The sequence below is a fragment of the Alcaligenes sp. SMD-FA genome (assembly GCF_025960365.1).
GTDB lineage: Bacteria > Pseudomonadota > Gammaproteobacteria > Burkholderiales > Burkholderiaceae_B > Alcaligenes > Alcaligenes aquatilis.
In genome coordinates, this window is record NZ_CP110108.1 from 531370 (window position 1) to 544227 (window position 12858).

Here is a 12858-nt window from a genome sequence, read left to right on the forward strand (position 1 = left end):
TTGGCGCGCGGCAATCAACCCATTTTTTGCTTTTTCACCATGAGCCAGACTGACACTGCGAATACGTCCGAAACCCTAGGTTTTCAGGCTGAAGTCAAACAATTATTGCATTTGATGATTCACTCCTTGTACAGCAACAAGGAGATTTTCCTGCGTGAGCTGGTATCCAATGCGTCGGATGCCTGTGACAAACTGCGCTTCGAGGCCATCGACAATCCAGCTTTGCTGGAAGGCGATCCGGAAATGCGTATCCGTGTGCAGTTCGATAAAGAACAGCGCACGATCACCATTTCCGACAACGGCATTGGCATGTCGCGTGACGAGGCAATTGCCAACCTGGGCACTATTGCCCGCTCGGGCACCAAAGAGTTCTTTTCCCAACTGACGGGCGACAAGCAAAAAGATACTCAGCTTATTGGTCAGTTTGGCGTGGGCTTTTACTCTTCCTTTATCGTGGCTGACAAGGTGTCCGTGCTGACACGTCGCGCCGGTGAGGATCAGGAAGCGGTGCTGTGGGAATCCTCCGGCGAAGGCGAGTTCACCATTGCCGCCGCTGAAAAAGCCGAGCGCGGCACCACCATCACCTTGCATCTGCGTGAAGGCGAGGACGATTTCCTGGACGGCTGGCGTTTGCGCAACGTGCTGCGTCGCTACTCCGACCACATCTCCTTGCCCGTGCAAATGCGCAAGGAAGAGTGGGACGAAGAGAAGCAGCAACAAGTCACGCAGGACGAATGGGAAAGCGTGAACCAGGCCAGCGCCTTGTGGACACGCTCCAAGTCGGAAATTACCGACGAGCAGTACCAGGAGTTCTACAAGCACATCGCTCACGATTACGAGAACCCTCTGGCCTGGACACATAACCGGGTCGAAGGCCGTAGCGAATACACCCAGCTCCTGTTCGTTCCCAAGCAAGCTCCTTTTGATCTGTGGGACCGCGATGCCCGCCGTGGCGTAAAGCTGTACGTCAAGCGTGTGTTCATCATGGATGACGCCGACCAACTGTTGCCCGCCTACTTGCGCTTTGTGCGTGGCGTGATCGATTCGGCTGACCTGCCGCTGAACGTCTCGCGTGAAATTCTGCAAGAAAGCCGTGATGTCCGTGCCATCCGTGAAGGCAGCGCCAAGCGCATTCTGTCCTTGCTGGAAGATCTGGCCGAGAACCAGCCCGAGCAATACGCCGAGTTCTGGGGCCAGTTTGGTCAGGTGCTGAAAGAAGGCACCGGCGAAGACATGGGCAATCAGGCTCGTATTGCAGCCTTGCTGCGCTTTGCGTCCACGCATCAGGAAGGCTCGGCCCAGACCGTGTCCCTGAACGACTATATCGGTCGCATGAAAGAAGGTCAGGACAAGATTTACTACGTCACCGCTGACACCTTTGCTGCTGCATCGAACAGCCCGCATCTGGAAGTATTCCGCAAGAAAGGCATCGAAGTGCTGCTGATGTCCGACCGCGTGGACGAGTGGATGCTGTCCTATCTGCGCGAATTTGAAGGCAAGCAACTGGTGTCCGTGGCCAAGGGCGGTCTGGACCTGGATTCGCTGGCAGACGAGCAAGAAAAGAAACACCAAGCCGAAGTGGCTGAAACCTTCAAGCCGCTGGTCGAGCGTCTGCAAGCCACGCTGGGCGAGAAGGTCAAGGAAGTGCGTATTACGGCCCGTCTGGTCGATTCCCCCGCTTGCGTGGTGGTCGATGCCAACGAACTGAGCCCGCATTTGCTGCGCATGCTGCAAGCCGCTGGCCAGGAAGCCCCTGAAGTTAAGCCAATCCTGGAAATCAACCCGGAGCATGCTTTGATCACCAAGGTTCAGGCCGCTGACGATGAAGCCTTTGAACAGTGGGCCCAGTTGTTGCTGGAACAAGCCATGCTGGCTGAAGGAGCCGCCTTGCAAGATCCCGCCAGCTTTGTGAAACGTGTGAATCGCTTGCTGCTGAATCTGTAAATCTGAAGCTTGCTGGCTCTGCCTGAAGGTGGAGTCAGTTGCCAATACATAGGCCTCTATCGTGATGTGTACGATAGAGGCCTTTTTTGTGCGTGTTGACAGACCATTGATGGAAGAAGGGCGTAGTTAAAGGGAAAGGGGTGTTAAGCGATTTTTTGGTTTTTGTCTATCTTAATGAGAATTGATCGTAATACGATGCATGCACACGACACTGTGGGCCAAAACCCGCTAGTTTTGAGTTGAATTTAAGGAAATCGTAATATTTGGATAGACTTAATAATAGGAATGATTAATATTACGGTTCCTATTAAAAGCACTTATCAGGCATCGAAACACCGCTAATGCGCGCGATCAACCCTGCTTTGATCGCACAGCCTTGAAAAAGTGATACCTACCATATGGAGCTGGTAATGTCGTTCGTTTCCTCTGTGCCGCCTCGTCGCTTTGCCGAGACGGTCTTGTCTGCTGCCCTGTTTGCCGCCCTGACGAGTCCTGTGATCGCTCAAACCGCCAATCCAGGCGTGACCGAGTTGCAGTCGATCAAAGTTCAAGGCTCGGAAGATGCCAATGGCATTGAGGGCTTTCAGGCCCATAAAGCGCAATCGGTGAAGTTCTCTGAGACTTTGCTCAACACACCGCGCTCTATCACCGTGATCCCAGAGGAGGTGATCAAGGATCGTGGTGCGACATCGCTGCAAGACGTGTTGCGCACCACTCCCGGCATTACTTTGGGTTCGGGCGAAGGCGGCACTCCCGTGGGAGATCGTCCTTTTATCCGTGGTTATGAGGCCAGTACCGATATTTTTATTGACGGTGTGCGTGATTACTCCCGTGGCTCGCACGAGACCTTCAACCTGGAATCGGTTGAAGTCTTGAAGGGCCCCAGCTCGGCGTATACAGGCCGTGGCGGCACTGGCGGTAGCCTGAATCTGGTGACCAAGTCTCCCAAGCTGAAAGACTTTTTCCAGGTGGAAGCAGGTTACGGGACGTCGGACCAATATCGTCTGACGGCAGACGGCAATTATGCTTTTTCGGACACAGGTGCAATCCGCTTGAACCTGATGCGCATGGGGGGGGACGTCGCAGGTCGTGATGGCGTGACAATCGACCGTTGGGGGATCGCTCCTTCCATTGCTTTTGGTTTGGGTACCCCCACACGTGTGACCTTGTCGTATTCGCATCTTGAAAACAAAGATATGCCGGACCTGGGCTTTCCCTTCCGGAACGCGGCCAATCCGGATCGTGTGACCCCCTTGGAAGCAGACCGAGACAATTTCTACGGTCGTCATCAGGTCGATTTTCGTGAATATACGGCAGATACCGCCACGGCACAGATTGAGCATGACCTTAATGAGCGTTTCACAGTTCGCAACGTGACGCGCTATGGCAAGACCTTGAATCATTACTTGATGACCAGACCGTCGTTTGACAATTGCAAGGCCAATTCGGGTGGTGCGTGCGCCAGCGAGGGGGAGGGCTTGCTGTTCACGAGATCGGATCGGGCGCGCTGGCGCAGTTCGGAGTCCTTGCTGAACCAAACCGACGTATACGGTACGTTTACAACAGGTACCTTGAAACATGATGTGGTAGCCGGGCTTGAGTTCAGCAAGGAGGATATCTACAACCGAAGCATCACGGGCACACCTGGCTCGGATACGGACTCTTTTTATAATCCGAATCCCAATCGCAGCTACAGCTATTCCTTGAACTATGGCTCCAAAACCAAAGCAGGCGATATCAAGACACGCTCGGCGTATATCTTTGACACCATTGCGTTTAATGAGCAATGGTCGGTCAATGGTGGCGTGCGATTTGATCGTTTTGAGGTCGACAATACCCAGGAGTCCCGCAAAGATGATATGTGGAACTATCAGTTGGGTGTGGTCTATAAGCCAGCGCGCAATGGTTCTATCTACCTGAGCTATGGCACCTCTTCCAACCCGACAGGGGAGAACCTGGGTCAGGCCGGTGGTGCAGATGGCCCGGCAGGTGGCGCCGCTATTCGTGACCTGAAGCCCGAGCGCAGCTACAGCTGGGAGTTGGGGACAAAGTGGGACGTGGCCGACGAGAAGTTGTCTTTGACAGCGGCCATTTTCCAGACCGACAAGAAAGATGCTCGTTCTACCGATCCTTTGACTGGCGATGTGTCCTTGAGCGGCAGCAACCGTGTACGTGGCCTGGAGTTGGGTGCGGCCGGTGCAATTACCCCGAACTGGAATGTATGGGCGGGTTACACCTATCTGGACCCCAAGATCAAGAAATACCGCAGCGGCAATAATGTCTTTGACGGTAAGCAGATGAAGTTCATCTCCAAGCAGAGCTTCAACGTCTGGACGACCTACAAAGTCATGCCCGAGCTGACCTTGGGCGCAGGTGCCACGTTTGTGGGCAAACGCTTTGTGGATGACGCCAATCAATTGAAGCTGCCTTCCTACTGGCGCTACGATGCAATGGCGCGCTACGACCTGAACAAGAACGTATCTTTCCAGTTCAACGTCAACAACATCAGCAATGTGCGCATGTATGATGCTTCCCACGTCGGCCTTTTTGCCAACGTTGGCCCAGGCCGCTCTTACATGTTCAATGCCTCTTACCGCTTCGAGTAAGTTGCGTTTTGTCGTGTAAATTCAGATGGGCCGCCTTTTGGGGCGGCCTGTCTGTTTCTTGCTTTACCTTGTATTCCTTTTTTTTTGGCAGGTGACCCATGCTGATTACGATCCCCGATGTGCTCAATGCTGAACAGTTGCATGACTGTCGCCAGGCCCTGGAGCAGGCACAGTGGGAGGATGGGCGCACGACGGCGGGTTATCTGGCCCAGCACAGCAAACGCAATCTGCAATTGCCTCTTGATACAGCTGTCGCCAGGCAGATGGGGGAGTTTTTAATGCATGTATTGGGTCAGCACAGCGGCTTTATTGCCGCTGCCTTGCCCCTGCGTATGTTGCCACCACGTTTTAACCGTTACGAAGGCGGCGGGGAGTACGGCAACCACATCGATAACGCGATTTTTACGATTCCTGGCACGGGACAGCGTCTGCGTACTGATGTCTCCACAACCTTGTTTTTTAGCGACCCCGACGAATACGAGGGCGGGGAGCTGATCATCGAAGATATATACGGAACACAGTCCATCAAACTGCCTGCAGGGCACATGGTGGTGTATCCGGGGACCAGTTTGCATCGTGTACAGCCGGTGACTAAAGGAACACGCTATGCCTCGTTTTTCTGGACGCAAAGCATGGTGCGTCATGCGCATCAACGCAAACTGCTGTGGGAGCTGGATCAGAGCATTCAGCAACTGGCCAAGCAGAACGCAGATGCCCAGGAGCTGTCGCGCCTGACGGGGATTTATCATAATTTGCTGCGTGAATGGAGCGATGTCTGATCGCCAGGAGCTTGATTGATCATGTCCCAAGAACGGCTGCCCCCGCTCAGTAATATTCCGGCCCAGATTGCCTGCCTGAGGGATTACGAACCCTATGCCCGTGTGCGTATGCGCGCACAGGACTGGGCGTATTTCAGTGCAGGGGCGGCCGATGAGTTTACTGTGCAAGACAACCTGGCCAGCTTCGGGCGCTGGGGTTTATGGCCTGCTGCTCTAGGTGAGTTTGATCAGCCTTCCACCCGTTTGACACTGCAAGGGCAGTCTATGGACTACCCGATTCTTCTGGCGCCCGTGGCTTATCAGTGCTTGGCTCATCCTGAAGGTGAATTGGCCAGTGTGCTGGGCGCGGGTGCGATGGGCGCGACCAGCGTAATCAGCATGCAGGCCAGTCATTCCTTTGAAGAGATTGCCGCACAGGCGCATGCCCCGTTGTGGGCACAGTGGTATTGGCAAACGGATCGCGCATTTACGTCGGATTTATTGGGACGGCTCAAGGCAGCGGGTTATGCCGCTTTGATGTTGACGGTGGATGCTGCTGTCAATGGCTTGCGTAATCAGGAGCAGCGTGCGGGTTTTGCTTTGCCCGAGGGTGTGGACGCCGTGAATCTGCGGGGCGCTCCCAGGCAGCAGGCGGTTTTAGGTGCAGCAGGCACCAGCCCTTTATTTGGCAGTGGCCTATTAAATAGTGCTCCCACCTGGGATGATCTTGCCTGGCTGGTGCAGCACAGTCCTTTGCCTGTTTGGGTCAAGGGAATCATGCGCCCCCGTGACGCTCAGCGAGCGCTTGATGTAGGGGTCGCCGGAATGGTTGTGTCCAATCATGGTGGGCGCACTTTGGATGGTGCTCCCGCCTCTGTGGACGTCCTGTCACAGGTTTGTCAGGTCGTGGGGGAGAGGGTGCCGGTATTGATGGATGGCGGTATTCGACGCGGTACCGATGTACTCAAGGCTCTGGCTTTGGGGGCGACGGCGGTGATGATTGGCCGTCCCTATATTTATGGTTTGGCGACTGCCGGAGCCGCTGGCGTGGCCCATGTATTGCATATTCTGCGGGCGGAGCTGGAAGTGGCCATGGCACTGACCGGCTGTAATGCTTTGGCCGATATCAGCCCCGACGTACTTTATCGGCCCTGATCCAATTCTTGTTCCGGCAAGGTTTCTTTGGGCCAGCCGTGCTCGCGTTTTACCCGTTCCCAGTCAAAGAACGGCCCCGGATCTGTCTTGCGTCCTGGGGCGATATGTTCGTGGCCTCGTACTGCGTTCAGGTTATGGCGCATGCGCAAGGCGCGGCTCAAACGGGACAGTTCCCGGTACTGCGCTTCAGTAAAGGGCTCGAAATCGCTGCCTTCCAGCTCGATACCAATAGAGAAGTCGTTGCAGCGTTCGCGGTCTTTAAAACGCGACACACCTGCGTGCCAGGCGCGGCGGGTAGTAGGGACAAACTGGATGATGTGGCCGGTACGCTGGATCAGAAAGTGGGCTGAAACCTTCAGGTCCCGGATGTTCTCGAACCAGGGGTGTGCACTGATATCCAGCTTGTTCTGGAAGAAATCCCGGATATACGGCCCGCCAAATTCTTGCGGTGGCAGGCTGATATTGTGCAGCACCAGCAGGGTTGGGGTGTCGCCCTCGGGGCGGTCATCCTGATTGGGTGACAAGGCACGCAGGACATTGGCATGGGGTTTAAGCCAGCCCTGGCGGTCCAGGTCATAGGCGTGGTGCATGCGGGCCATGAGCTTAACTGCGCGGGCCGCGCTTGGCGTGTTCCAGGCTGCACCAAGTGTGATGGTTGCTCATCAGGGCTTCGGAGCGAGGTAGAAAAATGCCACAGTGCGCGCAACGAACCATCTCTTCTGCCTTGCCTGGTTTGCGTGGCGGGCGCATGGTCGGGTTGGGTGGGTTGCGTTTGCGGGCCTTGTTTTGTGACACGATGCGGGCAATGATCATGGCCACCAGGATAGCGACAACCCAGAATAAGACTTTACCCAATTTTCCCTCGTTGCAAGATGACGTCCAGTACAAAGTGGCTGCCTGTATAGGCCAGCAGCAGGAAGGCAAAACCGGCCAAGGTCCAGCGCAAAGCAACGCGACCCCGCCATCCATACTGTTTCCGGCCCCATAGTAAGCCACCAAATGTAACCCAGGATAGTAAGGTAAAGACAGTTTTATGGTCAGCGGGTAAAAATTTACCGTCTATTGCCATGGAGACGGCGGCACCGCTCAGGATCGTGAAGGTCAGAATGACAAAAGAGACGCGGATCAGGCGAAACAGCAGTTCTTCCTGCACCAGCAGGGGCGGCATGGTGTCCAGCACCCGGCTGAATAAACCACGTTGTTCCTGATGCAAAATAGGGCGGTGCAACTGGCGGTCCAGCGCTGTCATCAAGACGGCGTGCAGGGCGGCCACGGTGCTCAGCCCGTAGGCGACCAGTGCAATCAGCAAGTGGATGCGTAGCCATTCATTGCCTGCATGGTGGACGATATGGCCATTGGGAAAGGCCATGGCCAGCAGGCTGACGATTGTGGCCGCAGGCAGTAGAATGAGCAACAGGCCGTCCAGACGCAGATACAGGCTTTGGAACCAGAACACCACCATGCCCAGCCAGATTGCCGCCGACAGGGCCAGTGCCCAGCTCAGATGCAGCCCTTGGGGCAGTACAATCGTCAGCAATAGGCCCGCTCCGTGCACAATGATGGCGCAGAGCAAAGCCACCCGGCTAGGGGCGTTCAGTACGGTTCGGGTGCTGCCGCGAGTCAACGGACGCCATAGCGAGATCGACAGCACGATGTACGCCAGTGCGGCGAGCAAGTGAAATACAATACTTGCAGACATAAGTCCCGGATTTCCTGAAAAACGGTACGGGGCGTACCTCAAGTGGCCATTTTATTCTTATTCGTAGACCACACGATAACCTAGTTTAAGCGAACCCAGTCCTATGTTTGAAAATCTGACCCAGCGTATGTCGCGTGTGGTGAAAACCATGCGCGGACAGGCTCGTCTGACCGAATCCAATACTCAGGAGATGTTAAGGGAAGTGCGTCTGGCGCTGCTGGAGGCGGACGTGGCCTTGCCTGTCGTACGCGATTTTGTTGCACGGGTCAAAGAAAAGGCACTTGGCGTTGAAGTGGCCGACAGTTTGAATCCTGGTCAGGCGCTGGTGGGGGTTGTCCACCAGGAACTGACCAATCTGATGGGGGCAGACCTGGGCGATGACGCCAGCGAGTTGTCCCTGGCGGCGCAGCCACCGGCCATTATTCTGATGGCGGGTTTGCAAGGGGCGGGTAAAACCACCACCACCGGTAAGCTGGCCAAGTGGTTAAGTGAAGGCGGTCATGTTCAGCATGGTCGTAAAACGGGCAAGAAAAAAGTGCTGGTGGTCAGTGCTGACGTTTACCGTCCCGCCGCTATCGAGCAGTTGAAAACCGTTGCCGCCCAAGTGGGCGTCGAATTCCTGCCTTCCGATCCCAGCCAGAAACCGGCCGACATTGCCCGCAATGCCCTGGACCACGCCAAGCGTCACCACTTTGATGTGCTGATTGTCGACACGGCCGGTCGCCTGGGTATTGATGAAGAAATGATGCGCGAGATTCGCGCTCTGTACGACCTGCTGAACCCCATCGAGACTTTGTTTGTGGTCGATGCCATGCAGGGTCAGGACGCGGTGAACGTCGCCAAAGCCTTTGCAGACGCCTTGCCGCTGACCGGTGTGGTGTTGACCAAGCTGGACGGTGACGCCCGTGGTGGTGCCGCCTTGTCGGTGCGCCATGTCACCGGCAAACCGCTGAAGTTTGTGGGTGTGTCGGAGAAACTGGACGGTCTTGAGCCATTCCACCCCGAGCGTATGGCTCAGCGCGTGCTGGGTATGGGCGACATTGTTTCTCTGGTGGAACAAGCCCAGCGCAATATCGACATTGCTGATGCGCAAAAGATTACCGACAAGATCAAGGCGGGCGACAAGTTCGATTTGAACGACTTCCGCGACCAGTTGCAGCAGGTTAAGAAGCTGGGTGATATGGGTTCACTGCTGGAAAAACTGCCCGCGCAGTTCTCCCAGGCGGCGTCTCAGTTGCAAGGCGGCCAAGCCGAGCAGCAATTGCGTCGTACCGAAGGCATCTTGAACTCCATGACGCCAGCCGAGCGCGCCAAGCCTGAATTGTTGAAGGCCTCGCGTAAGCGCCGTATTGCGGCGGGTTCGGGTGTGCCTGTGCAAGAGGTTAACCGCCTGCTGAATCAGTTCGAGCAAATGCAAGGCATGATGAAGCAGATGAAAAAAGGCGGCATGGCCAAAATGATGCGCGGCCTGGGCGGTATGGGCGCCTTGAAAGGTCTGGCTGGTAAAGGCTTCAAGGGCTTTCGCTAAGAAGCGCTTGGAGCTTGCCGCAAGGGCGTGAATCGCTCTGACAGGACCACCAAGAAAAAAGCCCGCGTATGCGGGCTTTTTTTCGTCCTGGGCTGTTGCTATTACAGCGCCGGAATACGTAGTACCTGACCAGGGTAGATTTTGTCAGGATGGCTGAGCATGGGTTGGTTAGCCTCGAAGATAACGGTGTATTTTGCACCGTTTGCCTTGCCGTAATTGGTTTCAGCAATTTTCCACAGTGTGTCGCCTTTCTGTACGGTGTACATGGTGGCTTCGGCGGAAGGCTGAGCAACGCTGAGCTGGTTGTCGACTTGAGACACCCCCAGGGTGTTACCCAGAGCCAGCACAATTTTTTCGGCTTGTTCAGTGGAGGCAGCTTGGCCGCTAACCGTGACTTTGTCGCCATCAACCGCCAGATTCAGACCGTCGGCGGAAAGTTGGTGTTTGGCCAGTTCTTTCTGGAGTTCGTCTGCTGTGGCTGCGTTGGCTTCGTTGGCACCAAAGAGTTTTTCGCCGACATCTTTAAGAAAACTGAATACGCCCATCGCTTTGCTCCTGAAGTTAGGGTTCTATGGCTGCTACCTGCGTGATGGCAGGCGAGACGGTTCATTATGACCTTATTTTTAGCCGTAAAGCCGTACTCGAATGTCAGCAATTGTGCATTTTAAAGGGTGAGTCTCAGCCGCCACCGACGGCAACCACGATCTCGATGGTGTCGCCTTCTTGAATAGGGGTACTGGCGTGCTGGCTTTTGGGCACGATGTCGCCGTTCAGCTCTACGGCAATGCGCTTGTTCTCATAGCCCAGCTCGATAATCAGTGTGCCAACCGTGTCGGAGTTTGCCAGAGTCTTGCTCTGGCCGTTCAGGGTAATGTTCATTCTTGTCTCTGGATATGGTCCGGATAGTGCCGGACGAGTGATTCAGATGGCAAATTTCTGGGTGGCGGCCAGCAGCCGAGCCAGAATGCCGGGTTCGTCGTAGGCGTGGCCTGCGTCTGCAACCATGTGAAACTCTGCTTGTGGCCAGGCGCGATGCAGTTGCCAGGCTGTATGCGCCGGAGTGCACACATCATAGCGTCCCTGCACAATCACGCCTGGAATGCCATGCAAGCGGTGGGCGTTTTTAAGTAACTGATCCGGCTCCAAAAAGCCCTGATTCATGAAGTAGTGGTTTTCAATACGCGCAAAGGCCAGGGCGGCTTTATCACTGGATTTGGCATCCAGGTGATTCTGGCTGGGCAAGAGCGTGATCGTATTGCTTTCCCACTGCGACCAGGCATGTGCGGCGCGTAGCTGTACAGCGGGGTCATCGCCCGTCAAACGCTTGTGATAGGCGGTAATCAGGTCACCATGCTCTTCTTTGGGGATGGGGGCCAAATATTGTTCCCAGATGTCCGGGAACAAGCGCGAGGCACCTTCCTGATAAAACCAGCGTAACTCTTCAGGGCGGGCCATGAAGATACCGCGCACAATCAATTCACTGACGTGTTCGGGGTGGGTCTGGGCATAGGCCAGCGCCAGGGTCGAACCCCAGGAGCCGCCAAAGACCAGCATCTTGTCGGCTTTGAGCTTTTCCTGGCGCAGCCGCTCCATGTCCTGAACCAGATGCCAGGTGGTGTTGTTCTCCAGGCTGGCATGAGGGTAGGAACGCCCGCAACCGCGCTGATCAAACAGCAGCACATTATATTTTTGCGGGTCGAACAAGCGGCGGTGATCGGTAGAACATCCTGATCCCGGCCCACCATGCAAGAAAATAGCCGGTTTACCTGCCGGGTTGCCGCAGCATTCCCAGTAGATATGATGCCCATCCTCGGTGTGCAAGGTGCCTTGGGCGTAAGGCTCTATAGGCGGGAACAGGGTAGCGCTCATTGTTCTTTCTTGGGCCAGTTCAGTTCAGGGGTCGGGGTGTCATTGCGGGTGAAGATCAGATCCCACACGCCATGACCCAGACGCAGCCCACGGTTCTCGAACTTGGTTAGGGGACGGAAGTCGGGGCGGGGTGCGTAGCCTTCCTGCGTGTTGCTGAGCATGGGCTCGGCCGACAGCACTTCCAGCATTTGTTCGGCGTAGTTTTCCCAGTCGGTCGCGCAGTGAATGTAGCCACCGGGTTTCAGACGGCTGGTCAGCAGTTGGATAAAGGGAGACTGCACCAGACGACGCTTGTGATGGCGCTTTTTTGGCCAGGGGTCCGGGAAGTAGATGTGAATACCGGCCAGCGAGGCAGGGGCGATCATGTCGCGCACTACTTCCACCGCGTCATGCTGGATGATGCGGATATTGCTGATCTGGTTGTCATCAATACGCTTGAGCAAGGCGCCGACACCGGCGTTAAACACTTCCACACCCAGGAAGTTGTCGTTGGGGCGGGCCTGAGCAATTTTCTGGGTGGTTTCACCCATGCCAAAACCGATTTCCAAAATCAGGGGATGGTCGTTGCCAAACACGGTTTCCGGTTTCAGAATGCTGTCGCGGTAGCTGATCGACCACAGAGGCAAGAGGCGCGCCAAGGCTTGTTCCTGGCTGGGCGTAATGTGCGCGCGCCGATGAACAAAGCTACGGATATGGGTCTCGCCGGAGTTGCTGTTCGCGACATTGGGCGAGAGCAGGGATGTTTTTTCGTTGCTGGTGGTCATGGTTGGGGCGCGGGCATCAGGAATGGCTCGCGTATTAGCTAAAAGCGGGAAAGCTCTATTGTAGTGAGTCTTGCCGCCGAATTCATGGGGAGGTGCGTGAAAAAGATAGGGTGGGGGCAACGCATGAGCCGGAGATCGCGCTATAATTTTCGCTTCCCCATTCGCGGGATCGTCTGCTTTTGACGCAGACTTCTCCATCAGGGCGGGTGTAGTTTAATGGTAAAACTGATGCTTCCCAAGCATCCGTCGTGGGTTCGATTCCCATCACCCGCTCCAGTTCTGCTTTGTTTCCAACTCCCCCGTTTTTCTGCAACGATTTCCCAAGTCAGGCTTTGCTGCTCTCGGGAGCTGGGTGTGTTGGCCTGCAACACGACTGCATTTCTACTTCTTAGACGGTGGTAGCCGCTGATCCTTCAAGCGAAACTTGATACATGTCGCTATTTATCGAAATTGGGTACACGTTTTATTGACGTGTCGACGAAATCGGAATGTTGAATCATGGCTCTTGCTACGGCTTGGAATCCGGGTCAGCTTG

The 12858-nt window shown here is 55.4% G+C and carries 12 protein-coding genes and 1 tRNA gene; 6 read left to right on the forward strand and 7 right to left on the reverse strand.

The window, feature by feature from the left end:
- The first annotated feature begins 39 nt into the window (after window positions 1-39).
- From htpG to OKX01_RS02420, 4 genes are all read left to right on the forward strand, one after another.
- Window positions 40-1944, forward strand: coding sequence for a molecular chaperone HtpG (htpG, locus tag OKX01_RS02405; protein ID WP_264672398.1), 1905 nt, complete (start codon window positions 40-42; stop codon window positions 1942-1944).
- A gap of 410 nt (window positions 1945-2354) precedes the next feature.
- Entirely contained in the window at window positions 2355-4550 is a 2196-nt protein-coding gene (locus OKX01_RS02410; RefSeq protein WP_230018973.1) for a TonB-dependent receptor, read from the forward strand.
- Between the two features lie 98 nt (window positions 4551-4648).
- On the forward strand, window positions 4649-5329 hold the full coding sequence (locus OKX01_RS02415; RefSeq protein WP_264672399.1) for a Fe2+-dependent dioxygenase: 681 nt from the start codon (window positions 4649-4651) through the stop codon (window positions 5327-5329).
- A 21-nt stretch (window positions 5330-5350) separates the two neighbouring features.
- A complete protein-coding gene (locus OKX01_RS02420) occupies window positions 5351-6463 on the forward strand; it encodes an alpha-hydroxy acid oxidase (RefSeq protein WP_264672400.1) in 1113 nt (370 codons plus the stop codon).
- Here the strand turns inward: OKX01_RS02420 and ampD are convergent.
- The 3 genes from ampD to OKX01_RS02435 are packed head-to-tail and all read right to left on the reverse strand — an operon-like array spanning window position 6451 to window position 8162.
- Window positions 6451-7062: a 1,6-anhydro-N-acetylmuramyl-L-alanine amidase AmpD gene (gene ampD / locus OKX01_RS02425; RefSeq protein WP_094195542.1), complete on the reverse strand. Its 612-nt coding sequence runs from the start codon at window positions 7060-7062 to the stop codon at window positions 6451-6453. The two genes, OKX01_RS02420 and ampD, sit on opposite strands and share 13 nt — an antisense overlap.
- A 4-nt stretch (window positions 7063-7066) precedes the next feature.
- Window positions 7067-7318 (reverse strand): PP0621 family protein, encoded by a 252-nt coding sequence (locus OKX01_RS02430; protein ID WP_094195543.1) that lies wholly within the window; start codon window positions 7316-7318, stop codon window positions 7067-7069.
- Window positions 7311-8162 carry an inner membrane protein YpjD gene (locus tag OKX01_RS02435; RefSeq protein WP_094195544.1) on the reverse strand — a complete coding sequence of 284 codons (852 nt, stop codon included), beginning with the start codon at window positions 8160-8162 and terminating at the stop codon, window positions 7311-7313. The genes OKX01_RS02430 and OKX01_RS02435 overlap by 8 nt, the downstream gene beginning before the upstream one ends.
- A gap of 103 nt (window positions 8163-8265) precedes the next feature.
- Here OKX01_RS02435 and ffh point away from each other — a divergent pair, with 103 nt between their 5' ends.
- Entirely contained in the window at window positions 8266-9690 is a 1425-nt protein-coding gene (gene ffh / locus OKX01_RS02440) for a signal recognition particle protein (protein WP_094195545.1), read from the forward strand.
- A 101-nt stretch (window positions 9691-9791) separates the two neighbouring features.
- On the opposite strand, the gene lysM is transcribed toward ffh, so the two are convergent.
- From lysM to trmB, 4 genes are all read right to left on the reverse strand, one after another.
- Window positions 9792-10235 (reverse strand): peptidoglycan-binding protein LysM, encoded by a 444-nt coding sequence (gene lysM / locus OKX01_RS02445; RefSeq protein ID WP_094195547.1) that lies wholly within the window; start codon window positions 10233-10235, stop codon window positions 9792-9794.
- A gap of 133 nt (window positions 10236-10368) precedes the next feature.
- Entirely contained in the window at window positions 10369-10569 is a 201-nt protein-coding gene (gene thiS / locus OKX01_RS02450; RefSeq protein ID WP_094195548.1) for a sulfur carrier protein ThiS, read from the reverse strand.
- 42 nt (window positions 10570-10611) lie between these two features.
- Window positions 10612-11559 (reverse strand): prolyl aminopeptidase, encoded by a 948-nt coding sequence (pip, locus tag OKX01_RS02455; RefSeq protein WP_125277411.1) that lies wholly within the window; start codon window positions 11557-11559, stop codon window positions 10612-10614.
- On the reverse strand, window positions 11556-12323 hold the full coding sequence (gene trmB, locus OKX01_RS02460; RefSeq protein WP_264672401.1) for a tRNA (guanosine(46)-N7)-methyltransferase TrmB: 768 nt from the start codon (window positions 12321-12323) through the stop codon (window positions 11556-11558). Before trmB ends, pip begins: the two co-directional genes overlap by 4 nt.
- 202 nt (window positions 12324-12525) lie before the next feature.
- On the opposite strand from trmB, the gene OKX01_RS02465 reads away from it, so the two are divergent.
- Window positions 12526-12599, forward strand: a tRNA-Gly gene (locus OKX01_RS02465).
- The last annotated feature ends 259 nt before the right edge of the window (window positions 12600-12858 follow it).